This is a genomic window from Prevotella sp. PTAC (assembly GCF_013166535.1).
Taxonomy (GTDB): Bacteria; Bacteroidota; Bacteroidia; order Bacteroidales; family Bacteroidaceae; genus Prevotella.
This window is the reverse complement of record NZ_JABKKK010000001.1, coordinates 230,903-254,139: the sequence shown is the minus strand read 5'-3', so window position 1 is coordinate 254,139 and position 23,237 is coordinate 230,903. Positions and strand designations below refer to the sequence as shown.

Genomic DNA, 23,237 nt, shown 5'->3' with positions numbered 1-23,237 from the left:
TGACAGACTAAATTATGAATAATGTTTTTGTTTATATAGAAATAGAAGGCATGGAGGTGCAGGAAGTCTCTCAGGAGCTGCTCACCAAAGGCCGCAAGCTGGCTGACGAACTGGGTGTGGAGCTGCATGCCGTCGTTGCCGGAACAGGAATCAAGGGAGCTGTTGAGGAACAGATACTGCCGTATGGCGTGGACAAACTCTTTGTCTTCGACGCCGAGGGGCTGTTCCCGTACACATCCGCCCCGCATACGGATATTCTCGTAAACCTTTTCAAGGAGGAGAACCCGCAAATATGCCTCATGGGCGCCACGGTGATAGGCCGTGATCTCGGGCCACGCGTGTCGTCGTCGCTTACCAGCGGACTGACGGCCGACTGCACTGAGCTTGAAATAGGCTCGTATGAAGACAAGAAGAGCGGCAGGACATTCGAGAACCTGCTCTATCAGATACGTCCGGCGTTCGGTGGAAATATCGTCGCTACCATCGTGAATCCCGAGCACCGTCCGCAGATGGCAACGGTGCGCAGCGGCGTGATGCAGAAAGCCGTATATGAGGGCGACTGCCGCAAGGAGGTTGTATATCCCGAGGTCGGCAAGTATGTATCGCCGGAAGCTTTCGTCGTGAAAGTTCTCGACCGCCACGTGGAGGCGGCGAAGCACAATCTCAAAGGTGCTCCCATCGTGGTGGCCGGCGGTTATGGCGTTGGCAGCAAGGAAGGGTTCGACCTTCTCTTCAAGCTTGCCAAGGAACTGCATGGTGAGGTAGGCGCGAGCCGCGCCGCGGTGGATGCCGGTTGGGCGGATCATGACCGCCAGATAGGGCAGACCGGTGTCACCGTTCACCCGAAAGTGTACATCGCCTGCGGTATCAGCGGACAGATACAGCATATCGCCGGCATGCAGGACTCTGGCATCATCATCTCTGTGAACAGCGATCCGGAGGCACCAATCAACAAGATCGCCGACTATGTGATCACCGGTACGGTGGAAGAGGTGGTGCCGAAGCTGATAAAGTATTACAAGGCGAATAACAAGTGATTGTAGAACAGGAGTTGAGAATAAGAAACTTAGGAAGTTAAAGAAGTTAGGGGAAGTCAAGGAAGTTAAAGGACAATACCTCATGACATATAGCTTTGAGAATATTATAGCCTGGCAGAAAGCACATGCGTTTGTGTTGTCGGTATACAGAGTGACCCGTCATTTCCCGGAAGACGAGAAGTACGGACTGATATCACAGTTTCGCAGAGCGGCCGTTTCGATAGAAGCGAATATCGCTGAAGGCTATAAGCGATTGGGAAAAGTTGATAAATTGAGGTTCTTCAATATCTCACAGGGCAGTCTTGAAGAGTGCAGATCATATAATCTTCTTTCAAGAGACCTTGGACTTTTGCGTCCGGGAGAGTTCGAATTGCTGCACAGCAGCATAGAGGAAACAAGTAAATTCCTTAACTCATATTGCAGGGCGATAGTCAATGACAACGCCATGAGGGATGAAAAGAGTAAGTAAAGGTATTGTCCTTTAACTTCCTTAACTTCCCGTAACTTCTTTAACTTCCGTAAAAAATAAAGAATAAAATGGCAAATTATTATAGCGATCATCCGGAACTTGAGTTCCATCTTCATCATCCTTTGATGAAGCGTATAGTTGAATTGAAAGAGCGCGGCTATGCGGATAAAGATAAATTTGAAGACGCGCCGGTCGACTATGAGGATGCGATAGAGAACTACAAGCGCATTCTCGATATAACCGGTGATGTGGCGGCGAACATCCTCGAGCCTAATTCGGAGAGTGTGGACCTTGAAGGTCCTCATCTGGAAAACGGCCGTATGATTTACGCCTCGAAGACAGTTGAGAACATGGATGCCACCCGCAAGGCCGGGCTATGGGGCATAAGCATGCCCCGCAGGTATGGCGGACTGAACCTGCCGAACACCACATTCTCGATGCTCAGCGAGGTGATAGCCGCCGCTGACGCCGGTTTCCAGAATATATGGAGCCTCCAGTCATGCATAGACACGCTCTATGAGTTCGGCAGCGAAGAGCAGCGAGAAAAATACATACCCCGTATATGTGCGGGCGAGACCATGAGCATGGACCTCACCGAGCCTGATGCCGGTTCGGATTTGCAGCGTGTGATGCTCAAAGCCACATACTCGGAGAAAGACGGTTGCTGGCTTCTCAACGGAGTGAAGCGCTTTATAACAAACGGTGACAGCGACATACACCTTGTGCTGGCACGTTCCGAAGAGGGCACACACGACGGCCGCGGACTGTCGATGTTTATCTACGACAAGCGTCAGGGCGGTGTGGACGTGCGCCACATAGAGCACAAACTCGGCATACACGGCTCGCCGACATGTGAGCTTACGTACAAGAACGCCAAGGCGGAACTTTGCGGAAGTACCCGTATGGGACTTATAAAGTATGTCATGGCTCTTATGAACGGCGCCCGTCTGGGCATCGCCGCACAGAGTGTGGGTGTGGAGCAGGAAGCGTACAACGAGGCTCTGGCATACGCCAAGGACCGTGCCCAGTTCGGACAGAAGATCATCGACTTCCCGGCGGTATACGATATGCTCAGCCGCATGAAGGCCAAACTCGACGCGGGACGCTCGCTTCTCTATCAGACAGCACGCTATGTAGATATCTACAAGGCTCTCGAAGATATTGCCCGCGACCGTAAGCTCACTCCCGAGGAGCGTGCGGAGCTGAAGAAATACACGCGTCTGGCAGATGCCTTTACGCCGCTTGCAAAGGGTATGAACTCCGAATATGCCAACCAGAACGCATACGACGCAATCTCGGTGCATGGCGGTTCGGGCTTCATCATGGAGTACAAGTGCCAGCGTCTGTTCCGCGATGCCCGCATATTCTCTATATATGAGGGTACGACGCAGCTCCAGGTGGTGGCAGCTATCCGCTATATAACCAACGGTACGTGCCTTGCTATCATTAAGGAAATGCTCGAAAATGCCGTGGCTCCCGAGTTGCAGGCTCTCAAAGAGCGTGTCGTTCCGATGGTTGCGAAGCTCGAGGGGGCCATCGAGACCGTCAAGGCGGCCGACAACCAGTGTGTGCTCGACTTCCTTGCACGCCGTCTGTATGAGATGACGGCCGACATAATAATGTCTCTTCTCATACTCGATGACGCCACACGCGCTCCCGAACTCTTCACAAAGAGTGCCAACGTGTACGTGCGTCATGCCGAGGCCGAGGTCGAGGGACACTTCGGTTTCATTAAGAACTTCCGTCCGGAAGACATCGAGTACTACATCGCACAGCAGAAAGCGGCAGAGGAATAAGCCGCTGTTCGAGATACGACAAAAAAGAGGCAGACGCTCGTCAGCGAGCGTCTGCCTCTTTTTTGTCCCATTTTCTTGACGGTTATATCGTATTCGGCATTTCCTTGCGTTGCATTCGGGTATTGTCACTCCTCTCTGCCGATGTACTGCTGATATATTTTCAGGCCGAAATCAGGCGTTATGGCATATATGTATTCGAAAATGTCGTCACGGTTATGCTCGTAGTTCAGCCACTCCTTGTCGCTCAGGAAGAAATAGAACTCCACGGGAAGTCCCAACGATGCCGGCTCAAGCTGGTGCACCATTATGGTCATCGAGCTGTTGACCTCAGGATGTCCGGCAAGGTATCGTTCGGCATATCGGCGGAAAAGGGTCAGGTTCACGGTGTCGGGCGTAATCTCTCCGGCGTTGAAATAGCCTTTCTCCACAAGCCTGTCGCACAGTTCACGACCGGCCGGGTGTATGTGGTTGAAGTCGTAATATATCTTGCGGGCAACCCTGCGGCCGTCGCTGTTCTGCATGCCAATCCAGTTTTTGAACGAGTCGTCGACGAGGGTTTGCGGTGTCACGGTAACTATCGTGTTGTCGAAATTGCGCACCTTCACCGTTGTCAGCGTGATGTCTTCCACCGTACCGTCCGCTCCCGCCTTGGGCACCGTTATCCAGTCGCCTTTACGCATCATATTGTTGCTCGTAAGGCGGATGCCCGCCACGAGTCCTGATATTGTGTCTTTGAATACCAGCATCATGATTGCCGATGTGGCACCGAGTCCGGCAAACAGCTTTGTCGGGCTTTTGTCTATTATTATCGCCACCACGGCGATTACGGCAATGAATATCATTACGATTTTCAGTACGCCGCAAAACGAGTGGAAATACTGTTGGGTCGACGAGTTGATGTTGTTGCCCAACAGTTTCAATGAGTTGATGAACACTATCGCCAGGTTTACTGACATGACCGTGATATATACCGCCGTGGCTCGTTCGAGTATTTCATGCACGGTATCGAAGCGAGTGAAAATCATCGGGAGCAGGATCCATACCACTACTGCAGGCACGATGCGGCTTGCCGCTTTCAGTATGTCATCGCCAAGGAGAATGTCGTCCCATGTGACTTTGGTCCGTGCGGTGATATTCCGTACGATGGGAGTGACAATTTTCCTGAACAGTATTCCGGCTACGGATGCCAGTACCACGGCGACCAGTACGAGCAGGATGAAGCGTGCCACGGTGACCGACATGCCCGTAAGGCCGCACATCTGGATGATTTTGTCAACGTAATATTCGATTTTTATCATTGCATTTGATTTTTTATTGTTTTATGTTTTGATTTACTCTTTGGTGTCTTGCCGGATCGGATGTGTTGTTTATGAATGTCAAGGTCGGCACAACGAGATACACACCTTGTCTTGAAATGTCTTTCCGTTGTTGCCGTGCATCACTCCCTGGTTTATTATCGCGAAACAAAGCATGTGTCCGTTGGCTGCTGTGCAGTATCCCGCTAGCGAACGGATACCTGTCAGTGTTCCCGTCTTTGCGTGTACGTTGCCGTCGGCAGCGCTGCCTCTCATGCGGTTTCTCAGTGTGCCGTCTTCTCCGGCTACGGGCATGGAGTGGTATAGGTGGTTGAATATCTCGGCGTTCTTGTAGGCATATCGCAGCAGAGCCACTTCAAGCTCGGCCGATACATAGTTGTAGAGTGAGAGTCCGCTGCCGTCGGCAATCTTGTATACGGATGGCGTCAGGCCGCTTTTTCTTATCACATTGCGTATCGCCGTGCGTGCATGAGTTGCCTTTGCGGGCCTGCTTCCGCAGGCTGCCGCAATCTGGTAGAACATAGATTCGGCAAAAAGATTATCGCTGTCTTTCATCATACGCATCAGTATCTGGTCGATGGTGTGGAAGCGTGTGCAGACGGCGAAAGCCCCATCGGGCAACTTACCCTCGGTGTTGAAAGCCTCAACCGTCACTCCGGCTTCTCTAAGTTCCTCGATAAAGCGTTCGGTGAATATGTCTTTTCTCGATATCAGGAGCGGTGACAGGGTGGGGTTCTTGTCGTCCCAGCACCATCCTTCACCCAACCTGTCGCTGTCTTTCATGCTTTTATCTGCCACTATGCGGCCCCTGATGGTGTCTACGCTCATTTGCCTGATGCTCTCGACAAAGGCTTTCATGTCGTCGCTGTTGAACAGCGGGTCGAAACCTCCCACGCAGTATATGTCACCGGTAAGCGTGTTGTTGTTTATCTTGCCTGTATAGTAGAGTGAAGTGCGAAACTGATAAGATCCGCCGAGCCTGTCGAGAGCAGCCACTGCCGTTACCACCTTCATGGTGGATGCCGGACGCAACATCTGTTTCTCGTTGTGGCGGTAGATTATGCTGTCGGCCGTGAGGTCGTAGACCATCAGCCCCACTTGTGAGGTCTCGAACATGCTGCCTTCGAGCAACCTGTCTATCTCTGTCTGTGCACCCGTAGGCCACGGCAGTTCCGGAACAGCCGTGGCGATAGAGTCTGTTTCCGTGCCGTATGCCGCGGCTTCCGTTTCGTTGTCTCTTTCCCTTTCGTCTGGTTCCGTTTCAGTCTGCGACCAGGCATGTATAGACAGAAAGGAGATGATGATAAAAATATAAAACCTGTTCATTGAACTTACAAATAGACGCACAAAATTACTTTATTTCGCCGAGAATTCCAAGTGTTTACGGTTTGTTTTGCCTGTTTTTGCATAACGATGACCTGAGTGTGCCGGCATATATGGTGTTCTTCGGTCGCATATTGTGTATAATCCGGATGATGACAGAGACAGTGAGAAAGAAATGAAGGTGTTTTTAAGTGGTCCGCCATGAGTGCTTCGGCTTTCGTATTGCGGTAATATCTTTGCCGTGTTGTGCCGTCGGAGCTATCGGCAGGTAATGCGGCCGTTGCATGCCGATAATGTATTTTGCCCGGTGTCCGTATTGTGCATGGTACCATGATTAAGTGTCTGTAAAATCAAATTTTCGTCTGCTTGCTTGTTCATTGTAAATAAAAATAGTTACTTTTGCATCGTAATTAAAACAACGTTTTTATGGTTTTTAAATACGATTTTCTTGTGATCGGCTCGGGGGTGGCCGGTATGAGTTACGCCCTGAAAGTAGCGAGAGCGCATAAAGGCAGGGTCTGTGTCATCTGTAAGACATCGCTCGACGAGGCAAACACCTCGTTTGCTCAGGGCGGAGTGGCTTCGGTTACAAACCTTGCGACAGACAATTTCGAGAAACATATAGAAGATACGATGATAGCCGGCGACTATATCAGCGACCGGAAGGCTGTAGAGCAGGTTGTGCGCAACGCTCCTGAGCAGATAAAAGAACTCGTTGAGTGGGGCGTGAACTTCGACCGTCGTGATGACGGAGAGTTCGACCTGCACCGGGAGGGCGGACACTCGGAGTTCCGTATACTGCACCATGCCGACGATACAGGCGCAGAGATACAGCGCGGACTGATGGCCGCCGTGCGTGCCTGTCCCGATATAGACATAAAGGAAAACCACTTTGCGGTGGAGATTATCACCCAGCACCACCTCGGAGCGCGCGTCACGCGCCGCACGCCCTATATCCACTGTTACGGAGCATACGTGCTCAATCCCGACACCGAGAAGGTGGACACATACCTGAGCAAGGTCACCCTGATGTGCACGGGCGGTTGCGGAGCCGTGTATCAGGCCACCACAAACCCTGTAATTTCCACAGGCGACGGCGAGGCTATGGTATACAGGGCTAAGGGAACGGTGGCCGACATGGAGTTCGTGCAGTTTCACCCCACGGCACTTTATCACCCGGGCGAGACGCATCCCGCATTCCTCATAACTGAGGCCATGCGCGGATATGGCGGAATACTGCGTCTGCCGAACGGTGAGTCGTTCATGGAGAAATACGACGAGCGGCTGTCCCTCGCACCGCGTGACATTGTGGCGAGAGCCATTGACAAGGAAATGAAAATCCACGGGCTCGACCATGTGTGCCTCGATGTGACGCACAAGAATCCCGAGGAGACCCGCCGCCACTTTCCCAACATCTACCATAAGTGCAAGACGATGGGCATCGACATCACGCAAGACTATATCCCCGTGCGCCCGGCCGCCCACTACATGTGCGGAGGCATCAAGGTAGACCTCAACGGGCAGTCGTCCATCGAGCGGCTGTATGCCATCGGCGAGTGCGCCTGCACCGGACTGCACGGCGGAAACCGCCTGGCGAGCAACTCGCTGATAGAGGCTGTCGTATATGCGGATGCCGCAGCACGCCACTCGCTGGCCCATGTGGACGAGTACGACTTCAACGACAAGGTGCCGGAGTGGAACGACGAGGGCACGCTCACCAACGAAGAGAAGGTGCTCATCACTCAGAGCGTAAAGGAAGTGACGCAGATTATGAGCAACTACGTGGGCATAGTGCGCAGCGACCTGCGCCTGCACCGGGCGTGGGACCGTCTCGACATGCTCTACGAGGAGACCGAAAACCTGTTCAAGCGGGTGAAGGCGAGCAGGGATATATGCGAGCTTCGCAACATGATAAACGTGGCGTATCTCATCACCCGCTGGGCGATAGAGCGCAAGGAGTGCCGCGGACTGCACTACACCACCGACTACCCGCTGCATGCCTACGACAAGAACTGACCGGCCTGCGGCAGTAACCGGCGACTAAGAAAACGAAAATCCGTGCCACACGACCGAGAGTCATACGTGGCACGGATTTTCGTTGTATATAAATATAGGTGTGTTTTATTGTGCGAAAGAGAGCATCAGCGATACACCGACCGGCATGTTGTACATTGCGTCGAACATCACTATATACTGTCTGGCACAGTTTTCCATGAATTGCGCCGATGCGCCGTCGTTGTCATAACCGCCGTGGAAGTCGAGTACGGATGTTACTTTGTTGCCGTTCAGCGTGAAACCGTCTCCGTCGTTGTCGCCGTCTTCGCCGTACACGAATTCCCAGGCAAGGCGTTCCGTACGGAAAGTGAGCGTCTGGATGAGTTTGCTCACGCGGTTGCCGGCATCGCGCGTCACGTTAATTTCGGCCTTTGTGATACCGCCGAAATAGTAGACCGACGCGCCCGTGATGTCGCATTGATAGTTGAGGGTGCTTTCGTTCATGTTGCCGAACACCGGTTTGGCAGGCAGTTTGGCCACGTTGTAATATCCGGGTTCGCTGTTGCTGAGGTTCGGGTCGTATGTAAATCCGATGCGGTCTGTGGTGAAATAGAAATCCATCAGCTTTTTCATGTCCGACATTTTCTTGCCGATGACATACATTTGGGCAACGATAGTGTTGCCCTTTTTGCTCAAAGCACTTTCAATGCCCATCGGCCGGTCGGCTCTCGTGCTCCGCATTGTTTTGATCATCTTGCGTGTCTGCTTGTTTGCGGGAGCGTAGTCGGCATCGTCATCATCGCCATTTATCATGTAGTCGTACAGTGCGTCGGCAATCTCGCGGCTTCCGCATTCAAATCTTGCGTCGGCCTTTGTGCATACTCCGCCGGCCGCCTCGAACCGGCAGGCCACCGTAACGCCTGTTTCCTGGCCCGCAGACTGTTGCGGGCAGAAGTAGGATGTGCCGTTTTCCGTATCTCCCGACCAGCCTGTTTCTACCGGGTCGGGACCGTTTCCCGGGCCATATCCGCCGTTGTCTCCTTCGTTATCGTCGCTTGAACAGGCCGTGAACGACATCATTGCGCACAGCATCATCATGCCGGCAATCATCATTTTCGTTGATAAAAACTTTTTCATAAATGATTTTTTGTTTTTGTAAAGTTGGCAGGTCCTTTGTTTTTGTTTATTGTTTTTATGCGTGTTCCGAGTCTTGCCGCAAGGCGGACCCGTTGCCCCGGGGGTGACTTGAACATGATGCAAAGGTAATAAAAAAATCGTTACGCCGCATTGTATCGTTCAAAATATCGTGAAGTGTATCGCGATGATATTTGCGTTTCATCGGTTTTGGCGGTATTTTTGTTTGTCCCGAAAGCGATATAAAACGATAAAATTATGATAAATATTTACAAAAGAACCTATTGCAACAGTCGTGCCAAAGTGCCTTTACATGCTGTCCTGCGGCTATGAACGACTGCAATATTTGATAAATGCCGGTGGGGCGGCAGCGTGCGGTATTGCCGCTATATGATATGTGGTGGGCCGTGGTAGCCCGACAGGCATCCGGTTTGCCGGTAAACCGCTGCGGCGGGGTGCCCGATGTGTATTCATCGGACACCCCGCCGCTTTTTTGTTTGTACGTAAACGGCCTGAAACGGGGTGCTTGTTGCGCTGCATCCGGCAGCTCGTCACGGTACAACGGGTATCTTAATGCGCCGCATTCGGATGCCGAATGCGGCGCAACGGGTTGCCGAACGTGATGCAATGCCGCTCCGGACGCGCAAACACGGCACGGGCGTCGCTTGTCGTTCGTGTTTTTATCAAAAAACAAAGTAAAAACCATCGTCCAGCAATCGGTTTCCGCATGACTTTTTATCGCAGTCCGGACAAAGGATGGTTGATATTTTATTTACAGAACATGGGCGTTGAAGCGCATTCCGTTTGGTGCCGGCATGCCGCTTTTTGCGCCATTGTCAAATAAAGAGGTGAAGCGTTATCGTTTTTCGTCACTTATTTATTATCTTTGCATAGCTATTTACAACAACAATAATAACTACTGAAAAATGAAAAGACTGCTATCCGCCATTATCGTATTCGGAGCGTTGGCCGTGCCTGCGGCGGCTCAGAAACTGAAACCGGTTGAAGACGTAAACAAAGTGATAGACAACACCCCCGACAGCATCAACAAGGCTCTCATGGCCCGTCCCGCTCCGGGCACGACCCGGAAGGGCGGCAATCCGGTGCTATTTCTCATCGGCAACTCGACGATGCGCAACGGCACGCTGGGCAACGGCAACAACGGACAGTGGGGCTGGGGATATTTCGCCCACAGGTTTTTCGATGCCGGCAAGATAAGCGTCGAGAACCAGGCTCTCGGCGGAATGAGCACACGCACGTACTACAACAAGCTGTGGCCGGCGGTGCGCGAGGCCCTCAAACCCGGCGACTGGGTGATAATATCTATCGGGCACAACGACAACGGACCGTTCGACGAGGGCCGTGCGCGCGCCGTGATAAAGGGCACGGGACACGACTCGCTCGAAGTGACGATAAAGGAGACGGGCGAGAAAGAGACCGTCTACACATACGGCGGATACATGCGCAAGTATATAGCCGACTGCCGTGCCGCCGGGGCGCATCCTATACTGATGTCGCTAACGCCCCGCAACGCGTACGGCGAGGACGGGAAGATAGTGCGCAAGCCCCACGGGGCATGGCTCGAAGAAATCAGCCGCGAGCAGGGCGTGCCCTACGTAGACCTCAACGAAATATCGGGCGCAAAGCTCGACCGCTACGGCAAGTGGAAAGAGAGCTACCACTTCTATAAGGACAACATACACACGAGCCGCTTCGGGGCGGAGATGAACGCCCGTTCGGCCGCCGAGGGAATAGCCGCGAGCACCGACCCGGCACTGGCACCGCTGCAAGCGATGATGATAAACGTGGCTCCGGATACTGTGGCCGTGAGGCGTGAGAAAGGCAAGCCGGTGGTGTTCATCACCGGAGATTCTACAGTGAAAAACGAAGACAAGGACGAGAACGGCATGTGGGGCTGGGGATCGCAAGCCTATACAATCTTCGATGATAGGAAGATCACATGTGTTAATTGCGCCCATGCTGGCCGCTCTACCCGTACATATCTCAACGAGGGACGATGGGATCGTGTGTACAACAGTCTGCAACCGGGTGATTTTGTGCTAATACAGTTCGGACATAATGACATAGGACCAATCAACAAAGACCGTGCGCGCGGCACGATACCAGGTACGTCTGACTCAACCCGTGTATACAAGATGGAGAAAGGCGGAAACTATGAACTTGTGTATACGTTCGGCTGGTATCTTAAAAAGTTCATACAGGATGTGCGCGAGAAGGGCGCCACTCCGATACTTGTATCCCTAACCCCTCGAAACGAGTGGCCGAAAGGCAGGATTGAGCGTCGCAACGACAGCTATGGAAAGTGGTATCGTGAGGTTGTCGATGCGACCGGCGTCGAATTTGTGGATATGCACAACATTACCGCCGACTATCTCGACAAGAAGTGCGGAAGCAAAGAAAAGGCGATGAAATACTACAATCGGGACCACACTCACACCTCACTTCTCGGTGCCAGGACCAATGCTAAGAGTATGGCGAAAGGCTTGAAGGCCAACAGGAGCAAGCTGGCGGGATATTTGAAGTGAGATTTGTCTTTAACTCCAGCAGACGCAGTCCGCGATAATTCCCTTAACTCCTCTAACTCCTTGAAAGAATAAAAAAAATGATCGACCGCCCTACCGTAGAACGAATACTTGACGCCGCTGAGATTGTAGACGTCGTCTCAGACTTTGTCACCTTGCGCAAGCGTGGGGTAAACTATGTTGGTCTGTGCCCGTTTCATGACGACAAAACGCCATCGTTCTATGTATCGCCAGCCAAGGGGCTGTGCAAGTGTTTCTCATGTGGCAAGGGAGGAACACCCGTTCACTTTATCATGGAGCATGAGCAACTGTCTTATCCGGAGGCATTGAGGTGGCTTGCTAAGAAATACAGCATAGAGATAAAAGAGCGGGAACTGACCGACGATGAACGGCGCGAGGCCAACGAACGTGAGAGTATGTTCATAGTCAATGAATGGGCGAAAGACTATTTCATGGACATAATGCACAACAACGAAGACGGACAGGCCATCGGAAAGCAGTATTTCCGCAGTCGTGGAATACGAGACGACATCATGAGGAAGTTCCAGCTCGGCTATGCTCCTATGCGGCGCGATGCCATGTCGAAAGCGGCCATAGCCAAAGGATACAAGGAGGAGTTTCTCGTAAAGACCGGACTGTGCTATAAAAAGGAGAGCGGAGAACTGGTAGACCGATATTCGGGAAGGGTGATTTTCCCATGGTTCAATATCAGCGGAAAGGTAAACGCTTTCGGAGGACGGCTTCTCGATTCGCGAACCAAGGGCGTGCAGCAAAAGTATGTCAATTCGCCCGAGTCGGAGATATACCATAAGGATCACGAGCTTTACGGACTATATCAGGCCAAACGCGCGATAGTGAAAGAGGATTGTGTGTATATGGTGGAAGGATATACCGATGTGATAGCAATGCACCAGTGCGGTATAGAGAATGTGGTGGCCAACTCTGGAACGGCTCTCAGTGTGTATCAGATACGCATGTTGCACCGCTTTACTGCAAACGTAGTGCTGTTGTACGACGGTGATGATGCAGGCATTCATGCCGCCATGAGGGGAACAGACATGCTGCTTGCCGAGGGTATGAACATCAAGGTACTGCTTCTGCCCGACGGAGACGACCCCGACAGTTTCTCAAGGAAGCATAGCGCGGATGAGTTTGTGGCATATATAGACGGTCATCAGACCGATTTCATACAGTTCAAGACAGACCTTCTGCTTAAAGGTGTGACTGATCCGGTGAAGCGTTCGGAGGCGATAGGCAGCATAGTGCGCAGCGTCTCAGTCATTCCGAACCAGATAACACGCGATACTTATATCCACGAGTGCTCGCATAGGCTCGGCATGAGCGAGCGGACGCTTATCAACACTATGAACAGTTTTATCCGCGGTGACGTGGAAAACAAGGCCAAGGAGGCTGAGCGCGAGCAGAGAAGGCAACAGCAGGGCGATGTGGCAGACGGTCAACATGCTGGGGCCGTGTCCTCGCCGCAGCCCCGGATCGGGCTGCACACCGTGGCCGAACAGGCAAGTGAGGTGGAGCGTATGCTCATACAGAGCGTCATCAGGCATGGTGAGGAGATAATATTCGACGGGCTCGAAACGGAAGACGGACAGGCCGTGAGCCTCTCTGTGGCACAATATATTGACTACGACATGGCACAGGACGGTCTTGTGTTCAGCAACGAGCTTTACAACCGCATATTGGCTGAGGCCGTTGAGCACAACAATGACGAGGGCTTCCGCGCCGAGACATATTTCATGCATCATCCGGATGTGGAGATAAGCAGGCTTGCCGGACAGCTCGTCATAAACCGGTACCAGCTCAGCCGCAGTCTCGAAATGAAGCATAAGCCCGAGACATTGCGGCAGCGTGTGGTTCATCTGATACTCGATTTCCGGATGGACATAGTCAAACGGCGCCTTGCCGACATTCAACAGCAATTGCGGCAGGCGGGCAATGACATGGACCGTATAATGCGATTGATGCAGGAACACAAGGACACGCAGATGTTGCGGGATGCCCTTGCCCGACAGCTCGGTAGCGACATAATGGTGAATTGATACCTTACAGTGGCGCGTGTTAATAGTAAACGGTATTGCCAGGGAGATGATTGAAGTTGGAAAATAAGGATAATGACCGCAAGGCATGGTTAATCATAAAATCAAAAAACAGTATGTATTATATTCAAAAGACAATAGAAATATCGGCTTGTCACAGTCTTACGCTTGACTATGAGAGCAAATGTACGCACAGGCATGGACATAATTGGGTTATAACGGTATTCTGCAAGTCGAGGGAACTGAATGCAAACGGCATGGTATGTGACTTCACTGAGGTGAAAAACAAGATTAAAGGGTATCTCGATCATGGTGATTTGAATGAACTGTTGCCTTTCAATCCCACTGCGGAGAACATAGCAAAGTGGTGTACCGAGCAGATACCGCAATGCTATAAGGTCTCGGTTCAGGAGAGTGAGGGCAACATTGCGACTTACGAGGAAGACTGACGGTATGCCGAAATCGGCAGGATAAGGTTTAAGAAAAAAGAAAGAAATAGCGTATGAGAGGGATTAAAAAGGTTAACGAGATATTCTATTCACTGCAAGGCGAGGGGCACAATACAGGTCGTCCGGCTGTCTTCGTGCGCTTCTCGGGGTGCAACTTGAAGTGTCCTTTCTGCGATACGGAACACTCCGCGGCGTATGAGATGAGTGATGATGAGATACTTTCGGCTGTCAGCCGCTACCCGTCCCGCTTTGTAGTGCTCACCGGCGGCGAGCCGTCTTTGCAGGTCGACGATGCTTTTGTGGCGTTGTTGCATGATGCCGGCTTTGAGGTAGCCATGGAAACAAACGGTACCCGCCCCGTTCCCTCAACGATAGACTGGCTTACCGTATCCCCGAAAGAGGCTTTTCTCGGCAGTGCGGGTCGGCCTGCCATAACACGTTGCAATGAGCTGAAGTGCGTGTTTGGCGGCAAGGCGTTTGACAGTACCACCAGTGGCTTATCGTTGTCGCTGTCGTGCCGGGATGTATCCGATTATGGAATAGAAGCCGATTATTATTATCTGCAGCCCTGCGATACGGGTGACAGTGAGTCGAACGGCACGATAACAGCCGCTTGTATGGAGTATGTCAAAGAACATCCGAAATGGCGGATGTCGCTTCAAACCCATAAGCTGGTAGGTTTCAGATGAGTGACCGGGCAGCACCGGGCCTATGGCAACAACGGGTAAGTCGCGCTGCCGCTATAAACAAGCAACATCACTGAAACAAACAAATAACATACTGCGATGCACGAACTATACCTTACGCTCGTAATTCTCAATGACATAGTCGTCATTCTCGCCATTATACATGTGCTGATGGACAATCGTCTGCCGGCAAAGACAATGGCGTGGGCGCTCGTTATATACTTTGTGCCGGTGGCAGGCATTGTGCTTTATGTGTTCTTCGGTGTCAATACGCGCAGAGATAGGCTTGTGAGCGAGCGTAGCATGAACGAGATCACAAGGCGGTCGATGCTTGGTTTTGTCGGACAACAAGACCTGCGGTTGCCGGAAAACCACAAACAGACCATCGATTTGTTTGTAAATCAAAGCATGGCACTGCCTTTCAAGGATAATACCGTAGACATATATACCGACGGTTACGGATTCTTTCCGGCATTGCTGGCCGCCATTCGTAATGCTACGTCACACATACATATCGATATTTACATTTTTGCCGATGACGCTCTCGGCCGTCTTGTGTCCGACTCGCTTATCGACAAGGCTAGACAGGGAGTCGAAGTGCGTGTCATTTACGATGATGTGGGCTGCTGGAACGTGAGCCGCCATTTCTTTGAGCGTATGCGTGAAGAGGGTATCGAGGTTTGTCCTTTCCTGCCTGTGCGGTTTCCATCGTTCACCAGCAAGGTCAATTACCGCAACCACCGCAAGATAATCGTTGTAGACGGCAAGGTCGGATTTATCGGCGGAATGAACATAGCGCAGCGCTATGTGAAAGGTGTTGAAGGCAGGCCGTGGCGCGACACGATGACAAAGATAACCGGCAGTGCGGTCTATTCGCTGCAAAGAGAATTTCTTGTAGACTGGTATTTCGTGGATCGCACGCGTCTTTCAGACCGAAAGTACTATCCCCCTGTGGTATCGTCAGACTATGACGACTGTCTGATACAGATTGTGACGGGCGGTCCCGTGACCCCGTTTCCCGAGATTATGCAGGGATATATGCGCGTGATACTTGCCGCCCGTAGATATATATACATCGAGACGCCCTATTTCATACCTACCGAGCCGGTACTTTTCGCCTTGAAGACAGCCGCGCTTGGCGGCATAGACGTGCGTATTATAGTGCCCGAGCGCAGCGACGCACGTTTCGTGGAGTGGGCCGGCAGGTCATATCTGCGTGACATGACGGCCTCAGGTGTGAAAGTCTATCTGTATGAGAGCGGATTTCTGCACAGCAAAATCCTTGTCTGCGACGACTCTCTTGCCACGTGCGGATCAACAAATGTCGACTCGCGCAGTTTTGAAAACAATTTCGAGTCAAATGCTTTTTTCTATGACGAGACCGTCGCCCGCCGTTTCAGGCGTATCTTCCTTGAAGATCTCGGCCGTTCTGTTCCGTTGTCGGAAAAGCCCGGTCGCATGAATCCCGGCTTTTTTCCGCGTCTTTGGGAGAGTCTTACCCGGCTTCTTTCACCGCTTTTGTGAATAGCGAGAAGTTTACGCTTCCGTAGGCACGGTGCTCCACGAAATGCGTGTTTGTGCTGAAATCATATTCCTTTCCGTGTTCGAGTACGAACATGCCGCCGTCTGCCAGCAGTCCTTTCTCGAATATGATATCAGGTATTTCACCCAGATTTTTTAGTGAGTAGGGCGGGTCTGCGAATATGAAGTCAAACTGTTGCTTGCACGATTTGACAAACCTGAACACATCTCCGCGGACAGGCAGGCAGGTGTCTGTACCGAGTTTTTTGAGGCATTGCAATATAAAGGCGTGATGATCCCTGTCCTGTTCCACGCTCACCACCCGTTTGCACCCACGGGATACGAGTTCGAGCGAGATGCTTCCGGTGCCTGCGAACAGGTCAAGAGCCGTGCTTCCGTCGAAGTCGGTGTATGCGTTCAATACGTTAAAGATATTCTCTTTCGCGAAATCCGTCGTCGGTCTTGCCTTGAACGAACGCGGCACATCAAATCGTCTGCCTTTGTATATTCCTGTTATTATTCTCATTTTGCCGTATGTCCTTTTCTGCTTCGCTTATCTTCCTTTTACGTATAGCGTCATCAGGTCGTATGGAATGTTCTTTATCTGTGTCACCTGCGCACGGTTGAAATCGCCCGACGGGTTGATGATATATGTACGTCTGATGAATTTTTTCAGCTCTTCGGTTATCCAATCGCTGTCCGGAATGTTTCCCACGAGGTGTATCTCGTCCCGCTCCTGGTCGAGCATCAGTTGTTTCCATACGTAGAGCAGGAAGTATAGAGAGTCGTGCGCGTTTGTTGTGTCGAACGTGTTACAGTATTTGAAGCGGTGCTGTGTGAAGCTGAAAAGCTCCAGCTTCCCGTCGTGGAAGTAGCCGTACAGTTTGTTTCTGTTGCCCGTGAAACTGCGTTGGTGAAGATAACGCCACACGGGAGCCATGGCGCACATGAACGTGGGATGCTTGAAGTTATCCTCAATCACGAGTTTGAGATCTTTGTTTACCGAGAACAGGGCCACTGCGTTAAGGTCCGGCAGCACATTGTGCATCACGGTGTCGCTTCCGTTTGTCGTGTACGCGTGTCTGTACAGCATGTCTTTCTCGCCTTCACTGAACAGGTCGGTGGGTATCAGCATTACCGGAGATACGATTACCGCCGTCACTCTTTGAAATCCTTCGGCAGGCATGTCGGCCGTTTTCAGCGCTTCCCTGAGGTTTGCGGCCATTGATATCCCGCTTTTCACGGTATAGGGTTCGTATACGACGGAGTTTCCCTCGGCCGTGCTTCTCACGGTTGAGAACGAGAGTGTGTGGCTTCCGACCCTTATCGTCAGTCTCTTATTGTTGGTCGTAGGGGCTGTCCCGGTGGTATTCATGATTGGGTATTGCGATGTAATTGTGAATTGTTCATTTTCCTTTTTCCCAGTTTCCGGCATTGCCGTTGTTCTCTGTAAGGCTGCCTATGCGCAGTCCGGGGAACAGTCCGGCGCTGTTGGCCTCGTCTGTTATGGCGTTGATGGAGTTTTTGTCGAGGCCTTCGAGATAGTCGGCATACTCGGCTCCGCATTCCATCAACGGCACAATTTCGCCCGCCCGGGACATCGTGGTGCCGGTGGCGAGCCTGAACTCCTTGTTGGCGCTGTGCGGAATGTATCTCAGCGAGTCGGCCATCCAGCCGCCTCTTACGAGCGTTTCGAGCGACGGGCAGTAGTGGCCGTTGACCTTTCGGAAAGACTCTTCGGAGCGTCTGATTTTTACCAGCCGCCGTTTCACGTCTTTCTCGCGCTCCGTGCGCTTGCTGTCAAACCTCATCGGAGCCTGTATGCTGGCCACGCAAAGATATGCCAGCAGAGCCACAGCCCCTGCCAGGACGATGTTTATGGCGTTGCCTTTTATCTTCATCCGCTGTCAATGTCGTTGTTACAGACTGCAAAGATAATCAATAATTCTCAATAGCCTTGATTCTCTTCTTTGTTTTCTTGCGCTTTTTCCATGTGAAAAGGTCTACAACATCAAACGTTGCCGTTGCCGTTTGCCTCGGCGCCGAGAGTGCGGCGTCTTTTATCGGACCCATCACGAACTGTGAAATCTTTGGTCTCTTGCCTTTTATCACCACCTCGTTGAGCCTGTTCATGTTGGGCAGCAGTTCTATAGTGTCTTTCAGCTCGTGCCTGTCCATTATCCTGCCTTCGTATTTGGAGTGTTTGAATGTGAGTGTGCGGGCCGAGTCGGGACAAGTGAAAATACCTGTATATTCGGTTTTCGTCCGGCAAGAGTCGATATTGTTGAATATGATTGTGACATCCCTTATCGGTGTGCCTGTCTCCATGTCGGTCACCACATGGCTGGTCTGCGCCATGCCGTATGTGCAGCATAGTGTTACGGCCGTCAGTATGGCGTGTCTATGTGAAAGGGTTGTCATGATGTTTTTACCGTATTGTCATCGGTTGCTTGCTGTTTCAAAATTATTAATAAAAATTGATAAGTGCTGTTTATAAATACTTTTTTTACTGTTAGATAACCATGATTAACAGTTTTATTATCCTTTTCGGCTATATCCGTTTCGCCTGTTATATCGCGAAGTGTATCGTGAAAATTGTTGTTTCATGTCCGGTTTTGTGCTATCTTTGTGGCATACTAAATAATTTGACGATATGAATTGTATGATGTTTTTATTACAGGCGGATGCTCTTTCGCGTATGTTTATGCACAAAAGAAATACCATGAAATATGATATTTCCATGTCTCGGGCATTTTGATGTATCGAATATATATTAATTATTGTTTGGCTGTCTATGCCGGCATGTGTGTTTGCGGAACTTCACAATGGCGTGAAATTCCGCATTTTTTTATGCTTCGATATGTATATTTATGCAAATAAGCCTTCCCGCAGGCTTTCGGCGGGTATCCCGTTGCGTTGCGTTTAGCGGCTAAACACAACGCAACGGGTGTCTAAACGGAAGGTTACGGGTATCCGGATGCAGTGCAACGGGTATCCCGTTGCGGAATATCGGTAATTCGGGCACATGACAATGAAAAATATATCATTTCTTAAAGTCTTTATACTCGTATAATGCTTGATTTTGCATAAATATGCAGTCGGAGACGTAATACTGGTGGTATGAATAATATTTACAATATTGATGGTCTTATTCCGTTCCAGGCTTGTGCCTTTCATGCCTTCGCCCGCTGTATTGCTGCCGTTCGTCGGCATTGTCGTTCTTCATGTACACCTGTTTCCTTGTTGGTGAAAAATTTGTCCGTTCCGCCTTTTCTTCTTACCTTTGCGTTTATGATAGGCGAAGAACTTACATACAGGGTGCGCCTGGCGCTCGGCGTGGAGCCTACGGCCGAACAGGCCGCTGCCATAGACACGTTTGTCCGTTTCATGACGGATGCCGGCGAGCGGGTGGTCATGGCAATGCGTGGAGCGGCCGGTACGGGAAAGACCACCCTTGCGTCGGCCGTGGTGAAAGCCCTGACGGCGCTCGGATGGAAGATAAGGCTGCTCGCCCCGACCGGTAGGGCGGCGAAGGTTCTTTCGCTCTATTCCGGTGTTCGGGCCGGTACTATACACAGGCGGATATACCGACAGAAGGCGTTGTCGTCCGACATGTCGGGCTTCCAGCTTAGCGACAACCTGTATTCCGACACGCTGTTCATCGTAGACGAGGCATCGATGATAGCCGATGGTGGCGGTGGTTTCGGTACCGGGCGGCTTCTCGACGACCTTATGGAGTATGTATATGGCGGGCGTAACTGCCGGCTTATGTTTATCGGCGACCGTGCCCAGTTGCCGCCCGTCGGTGAGACGGAGAGTCCGGCACTTTCGGCCTCTGCACTTTCAACGTATGGTCTTAAGGTGTATGAGGCCGATTTGAGCGAGGTTCTCCGGCAGAGTGCCGAGTCGGGCATATTGTATAACGCCACCGTAATACGTCGGATGATGACCGATAGCGGCAATGTGTCCATGCCTCGGGTGAGATTTGCCGGATTTGCCGATATTGTTTCTGTGTCCGGCGAAGAACTGATAGAGACTCTTGCCACAAGCTATGGCGAGGTGGGAACAGACGAGACAATGGTAGTCACGAGGAGCAACAAGCGGGCGAACGTGTACAATAAAGGTATAAGATCGATGGTGCTCGGCCGTGAAGAGGAACTGGCGGCAGGCGACATGGTGATGATTGTGAAGAACAAATATCTCGGGGAGACCGAACGCAGGGAGCACGGTGACATAGAGTTCATAGCCAACGGCGATCGGGCGCGGGTCGGAAAGGTGCGCAATGTGCATGAGCAGCATGGTTTCCGATTTGCCGACGTGACTCTTGAATTTCCCGATTACGACGGAATGGAGCTTGTATGCACGGTGGTTCTCGACTCGTTGCACTCAGAGGCTCCGGCGCTTACGCTCGAGCAGAGCGGGCGGTTGTTCGATGCCGTGATGGCCGATTACGCCGATATACCACGAAAGGCCGACCGGTTGAAGAGTTTGAAGACAGATAAATACTATAATGCCATGCAGATAAAATATGCATACGCCGTGACGTGCCATAAGGCGCAGGGCGGGCAGTGGGCGCATATATATGTGGATCAGGGATATATGACAGACGAGATGCTCACTCCCGACTATATCCACTGGCTTTATACGGCGTTCACCCGGGCTACGGAAAAACTCTTTCTCGTCAATTGGCCGAAGGCTCAGACAGAGTATGTATGACATGCGGCAAATGTATGCAGGCACATGGACAAGTTTTTTTCTTTAATACATTAATCATATAAATAAAAAACAGAGGCGTAAACAATGCTTTATATCACAGAGGATATTCACTCGTTCGACCTGTTGCGGGCTATCGATGCCTTGCCGCCGCAACGGCGCCTGAAGGCCATGGCATTCAGGCACGAGACCGATCGCCGTGCGTGTATGGCGGCATATATGCTTCTGAGCAGGGCTTTATATCAGGAGTACGGCATCGACGAGCCGGTGGAACTCGGCTTACATGAGGGCGGCAAGCCGTTTATCGTAGGCCGTGAAGATATACATTTCAACCTTAGCCATTGCCGGTCTGCGGTGGCCTGCGCGGTTGACGGTAACAGGGTGGGGGTTGATATCGAGACCATCCGTGCGTTCAATGAAAATCTTGCGCGCAGGGTTCTCGGCGAGCGTGAATACTTGGATGTGATGGCGGCCCAACGGCAGGATATTGCCTTCATACGTTACTGGACAAAAAAAGAGAGCTACCTTAAAATGACAGGCGAGGGCATCCGCCGCGACCTGCGTTCCATACCGTTGGAAGAGGCGCGCTTCGATACGGTGGAGAGTGATGCCGGAGGATATGTATGCACGGTATGTGCCGACCTTTCGTCCGGCTCCCGTCCGCTGGCTGTAAACAGAATATCGCTCTTATAGGGCAGGGCGGAAGGGAAACCGGCAAATAATATAAAAACAATATACAGACAGAGCATAATCATGGCAATACTTATTGCAATCATTTCGGCCGTGACAGGCATTTGCGTCACATACGCATTAATGCGTCGCGGCATGTCAGAGAAAGACAAGGCTATTACCGCGCGTTCGATAGAAATGGAACGCACGGCCACCGAGTTGGGTATAAGAAACGAGCAACTGGCAAGGCTCGCCGAGCGTGCGACCGCCCTTGAAGCCGAAAACAAGACTCTCGGCGCACGGTCGCAATCGCAGGCACGTGAGATAGAGTTGTTGCGCAAGCATGCCGACGAGGAGGCCAGGGTGCGCAGCGAGCAGTTTGCCGAACAACTGCGCACGGCAAAAGAGCAGATAGCCAACATGGCTACACGGATAATGGAGCAGAACGCCGACAAGCTGAAAGAGCGCAATACGGAGAATATCGGCCATATCACCCAGCCGCTGAAAGACGCCATCAGTGAGATGCGCAAGGCCATAACGGACAACATCAAGGACTCAGCCGAGCACTCGGCGTCGTTCCGCGAGCAGATATGCCGCATGATAGAGAGCAACAGGGAGATAGGAGAGAAGGCCGAATCGCTGGCAAACGTGCTCCGGCGCGACAACAAGGCGGCGGGAAACATGGGCGAGATAATTCTCGGAGACCTGCTCGCAAGTCAGGGACTGACCGAGGGCATACACTATGAGGTGCAGGCACGACTGCGTGACGAGACGGGGCGTGCGCTGAAAAATGACGAAACCGACCGTGAGATGCAGCCCGATGTGATCCTGCATTATCCGCAAGGGCAGGACGCCATCATAGACTCAAAGGTGTCGCTCGTGGCGTATCAGCGTTATGTGAACGCGGAGACGGCAGAGGAACGTGACCGGCACTTGCAGGACCACATAAAGAGCGTGCGCCGACATGTGGGCGAACTGGCGAGAAAAGATTACAGCAAGTATATCCGTGCGCCCCGCGAGGCAGTGGATTTCGTTATAATGTTCGTGCCGTTCGAGTCGTCGTTGCAGCTTGCTCTTGCCAACGACCCGACGCTGTGGCGCGAGGCTTTCGAGCGTAAGGTGTTCATCACGGGCGAGCAAAACCTGCTCGGCATCCTGCACATGATACATATAGCGTGGGTGCAGAACCAGCAGGCGGAAAACCAGGAGAAGGTGTTCGGTACTGCCGAACAGCTCATAGACCGTCTCGGTGACTTCATAAAGCGTTACAACGACCTCGGCGACGCACTGGAAAAGAGCAGGAAAGCATACGATTTCGCAAACAACAAACTGGTGACGGGAGCGCAGAGTGTGGTCAAGAAAGGCAGGGAACTTGTGGATCTCGGCGCAAAGGAGAATCCGAACCGTCGCATACCGAAGCCCGATGATGTGCCCGGGATAGAGTGATGCGGATGTATAGGTGATATGTTTCGATACGTGGCATGGATTTGGTTTTATTATTATACGATGGAAACAAACGGTATCGACGGCGT

The 23,237-nt window shown here is 51.7% G+C and carries 19 protein-coding genes; 12 read left to right on the top strand and 7 right to left on the bottom strand.

Features of this window, described 5'->3' with window-relative positions; all coding sequences use genetic code 11:
* Positions 1–14 precede the first annotated feature (14 nt).
* From HPS53_RS01075 to HPS53_RS01065, 3 genes are all read left to right on the top strand, one after another.
* Positions 15–1,037, top strand: coding sequence for an electron transfer flavoprotein subunit alpha/FixB family protein (locus tag HPS53_RS01075; RefSeq protein ID WP_172203937.1), 1,023 nt, complete (start codon positions 15–17; stop codon positions 1,035–1,037).
* Between the two features lie 82 nt (positions 1,038–1,119).
* On the top strand, positions 1,120–1,506 hold the full coding sequence (locus HPS53_RS01070) for a four helix bundle protein (protein WP_104369667.1): 387 nt from the start codon (positions 1,120–1,122) through the stop codon (positions 1,504–1,506).
* 68 nt (positions 1,507–1,574) lie between these two features.
* Entirely contained in the window at positions 1,575–3,302 is a 1,728-nt protein-coding gene (locus HPS53_RS01065) for an acyl-CoA dehydrogenase family protein (RefSeq protein ID WP_104369668.1), read from the top strand.
* A gap of 125 nt (positions 3,303–3,427) precedes the next feature.
* On the opposite strand, the gene HPS53_RS01060 is transcribed toward HPS53_RS01065, so the two are convergent.
* Positions 3,428–4,600 carry a mechanosensitive ion channel family protein gene (locus HPS53_RS01060; protein WP_172203935.1) on the bottom strand — a complete coding sequence of 391 codons (1,173 nt, stop codon included), beginning with the start codon at positions 4,598–4,600 and terminating at the stop codon, positions 3,428–3,430.
* Positions 4,601–4,678: 78 nt separating this feature from the next.
* Entirely contained in the window at positions 4,679–5,944 is a 1,266-nt protein-coding gene (gene dacB, locus HPS53_RS01055; RefSeq protein ID WP_172203933.1) for a D-alanyl-D-alanine carboxypeptidase/D-alanyl-D-alanine-endopeptidase, read from the bottom strand.
* 423 nt (positions 5,945–6,367) lie between these two features.
* Between dacB and nadB the strand changes: the two genes are divergently transcribed.
* Positions 6,368–7,957 (top strand): L-aspartate oxidase, encoded by a 1,590-nt coding sequence (nadB, locus tag HPS53_RS01050; RefSeq protein ID WP_172203931.1) that lies wholly within the window; start codon positions 6,368–6,370, stop codon positions 7,955–7,957.
* Positions 7,958–8,062: 105 nt separating this feature from the next.
* Here nadB and HPS53_RS01045 read toward each other — a convergent pair whose 3' ends face one another.
* A complete protein-coding gene (locus HPS53_RS01045) occupies positions 8,063–9,073 on the bottom strand; it encodes a hypothetical protein (RefSeq protein ID WP_172203929.1) in 1,011 nt (336 codons plus the stop codon).
* Positions 9,074–9,996: 923 nt separating this feature from the next.
* Between HPS53_RS01045 and HPS53_RS01040 the strand changes: the two genes are divergently transcribed.
* From HPS53_RS01040 to cls, 5 genes are all read left to right on the top strand, one after another.
* Positions 9,997–11,616: a rhamnogalacturonan acetylesterase gene (locus HPS53_RS01040; protein WP_172203927.1), complete on the top strand. Its 1,620-nt coding sequence runs from the start codon at positions 9,997–9,999 to the stop codon at positions 11,614–11,616.
* A gap of 77 nt (positions 11,617–11,693) precedes the next feature.
* Positions 11,694–13,670, top strand: coding sequence for a DNA primase (dnaG, locus tag HPS53_RS01035; protein WP_172203925.1), 1,977 nt, complete (start codon positions 11,694–11,696; stop codon positions 13,668–13,670).
* Positions 13,671–13,783: 113 nt separating this feature from the next.
* Positions 13,784–14,116 carry a 6-carboxytetrahydropterin synthase gene (locus HPS53_RS01030; RefSeq protein WP_104369708.1) on the top strand — a complete coding sequence of 111 codons (333 nt, stop codon included), beginning with the start codon at positions 13,784–13,786 and terminating at the stop codon, positions 14,114–14,116.
* Between the two features lie 62 nt (positions 14,117–14,178).
* Positions 14,179–14,805 (top strand): radical SAM protein, encoded by a 627-nt coding sequence (locus tag HPS53_RS01025; protein ID WP_172204004.1) that lies wholly within the window; start codon positions 14,179–14,181, stop codon positions 14,803–14,805.
* 96 nt (positions 14,806–14,901) lie between these two features.
* A complete protein-coding gene (cls, locus tag HPS53_RS01020; protein WP_172203923.1) occupies positions 14,902–16,326 on the top strand; it encodes a cardiolipin synthase in 1,425 nt (474 codons plus the stop codon).
* Here cls and rsmD read toward each other — a convergent pair.
* The 4 genes from rsmD to HPS53_RS01000 are packed head-to-tail and all read right to left on the bottom strand — an operon-like array spanning position 16,298 to position 18,744.
* Complete coding sequence (rsmD, locus tag HPS53_RS01015; RefSeq protein WP_172203921.1) at positions 16,298–16,849, bottom strand: 16S rRNA (guanine(966)-N(2))-methyltransferase RsmD; 552 nt, start codon at positions 16,847–16,849, stop codon at positions 16,298–16,300. The genes cls and rsmD overlap by 29 nt on opposite strands.
* A gap of 27 nt (positions 16,850–16,876) precedes the next feature.
* Positions 16,877–17,698 carry a DUF3822 family protein gene (locus HPS53_RS01010; RefSeq protein WP_104369679.1) on the bottom strand — a complete coding sequence of 274 codons (822 nt, stop codon included), beginning with the start codon at positions 17,696–17,698 and terminating at the stop codon, positions 16,877–16,879.
* A 31-nt stretch (positions 17,699–17,729) separates the two neighbouring features.
* Positions 17,730–18,224, bottom strand: coding sequence for a hypothetical protein (locus HPS53_RS01005; protein ID WP_172203919.1), 495 nt, complete (start codon positions 18,222–18,224; stop codon positions 17,730–17,732).
* Positions 18,225–18,261: 37 nt separating this feature from the next.
* On the bottom strand, positions 18,262–18,744 hold the full coding sequence (locus HPS53_RS01000; RefSeq protein ID WP_172203917.1) for a hypothetical protein: 483 nt from the start codon (positions 18,742–18,744) through the stop codon (positions 18,262–18,264).
* 870 nt (positions 18,745–19,614) lie between these two features.
* Here HPS53_RS01000 and HPS53_RS00995 point away from each other — a divergent pair.
* The 3 genes from HPS53_RS00995 (at position 19,615) to rmuC (ending at position 23,151) form a co-directional block, all read left to right on the top strand.
* The gene (locus HPS53_RS00995) at positions 19,615–21,039 is read left to right on the top strand and encodes an ATP-dependent RecD-like DNA helicase (protein ID WP_172203915.1); all 1,425 of its coding nucleotides are present in this window, start codon (positions 19,615–19,617) and stop codon (positions 21,037–21,039) included.
* 84 nt (positions 21,040–21,123) lie between these two features.
* Positions 21,124–21,729, top strand: coding sequence for a 4'-phosphopantetheinyl transferase superfamily protein (locus HPS53_RS00990; protein ID WP_172203913.1), 606 nt, complete (start codon positions 21,124–21,126; stop codon positions 21,727–21,729).
* A 60-nt stretch (positions 21,730–21,789) separates the two neighbouring features.
* The gene (gene rmuC / locus HPS53_RS00985) at positions 21,790–23,151 is read left to right on the top strand and encodes a DNA recombination protein RmuC (protein ID WP_253942790.1); all 1,362 of its coding nucleotides are present in this window, start codon (positions 21,790–21,792) and stop codon (positions 23,149–23,151) included.
* Positions 23,152–23,237: the final 86 nt, after the last annotated feature.

Bases quoted from the DNA above. Each gene is read 5' to 3' on its own strand.
- HPS53_RS01075 (WP_172203937.1), top strand. From the start codon at position 15: ATGAATAATGTTTTTGTTTATATAGAAATAGAAGGCATGGAGGTGCAG.
- HPS53_RS01065 (WP_104369668.1), top strand. From the start codon at position 1,575: ATGGCAAATTATTATAGCGATCATCCGGAACTTGAGTTCCATCTTCAT.
- HPS53_RS01045 (WP_172203929.1), bottom strand. From the start codon at position 9,073: ATGAAAAAGTTTTTATCAACGAAAATGATGATTGCCGGCATGATGATG.
- rmuC (WP_253942790.1), top strand. From the start codon at position 21,790: ATGGCAATACTTATTGCAATCATTTCGGCCGTGACAGGCATTTGCGTC.
- HPS53_RS01060 (WP_172203935.1), bottom strand. From the start codon at position 4,600: ATGATAAAAATCGAATATTACGTTGACAAAATCATCCAGATGTGCGGC.
- HPS53_RS00990 (WP_172203913.1), top strand. From the start codon at position 21,124: ATGCTTTATATCACAGAGGATATTCACTCGTTCGACCTGTTGCGGGCT.
- rsmD (WP_172203921.1), bottom strand. From the start codon at position 16,849: ATGAGAATAATAACAGGAATATACAAAGGCAGACGATTTGATGTGCCG.
- HPS53_RS01030 (WP_104369708.1), top strand. From the start codon at position 13,784: ATGTATTATATTCAAAAGACAATAGAAATATCGGCTTGTCACAGTCTT.
- dacB (WP_172203933.1), bottom strand. From the start codon at position 5,944: ATGAACAGGTTTTATATTTTTATCATCATCTCCTTTCTGTCTATACAT.
- HPS53_RS00995 (WP_172203915.1), top strand. From the start codon at position 19,615: ATGATAGGCGAAGAACTTACATACAGGGTGCGCCTGGCGCTCGGCGTG.
- cls (WP_172203923.1), top strand. From the start codon at position 14,902: ATGCACGAACTATACCTTACGCTCGTAATTCTCAATGACATAGTCGTC.
- HPS53_RS01005 (WP_172203919.1), bottom strand. From the start codon at position 18,224: ATGAAGATAAAAGGCAACGCCATAAACATCGTCCTGGCAGGGGCTGTG.
- HPS53_RS01010 (WP_104369679.1), bottom strand. From the start codon at position 17,698: ATGAATACCACCGGGACAGCCCCTACGACCAACAATAAGAGACTGACG.
- HPS53_RS01040 (WP_172203927.1), top strand. From the start codon at position 9,997: ATGAAAAGACTGCTATCCGCCATTATCGTATTCGGAGCGTTGGCCGTG.
- dnaG (WP_172203925.1), top strand. From the start codon at position 11,694: ATGATCGACCGCCCTACCGTAGAACGAATACTTGACGCCGCTGAGATT.
- HPS53_RS01070 (WP_104369667.1), top strand. From the start codon at position 1,120: ATGACATATAGCTTTGAGAATATTATAGCCTGGCAGAAAGCACATGCG.
- HPS53_RS01000 (WP_172203917.1), bottom strand. From the start codon at position 18,744: ATGACAACCCTTTCACATAGACACGCCATACTGACGGCCGTAACACTA.
- nadB (WP_172203931.1), top strand. From the start codon at position 6,368: ATGGTTTTTAAATACGATTTTCTTGTGATCGGCTCGGGGGTGGCCGGT.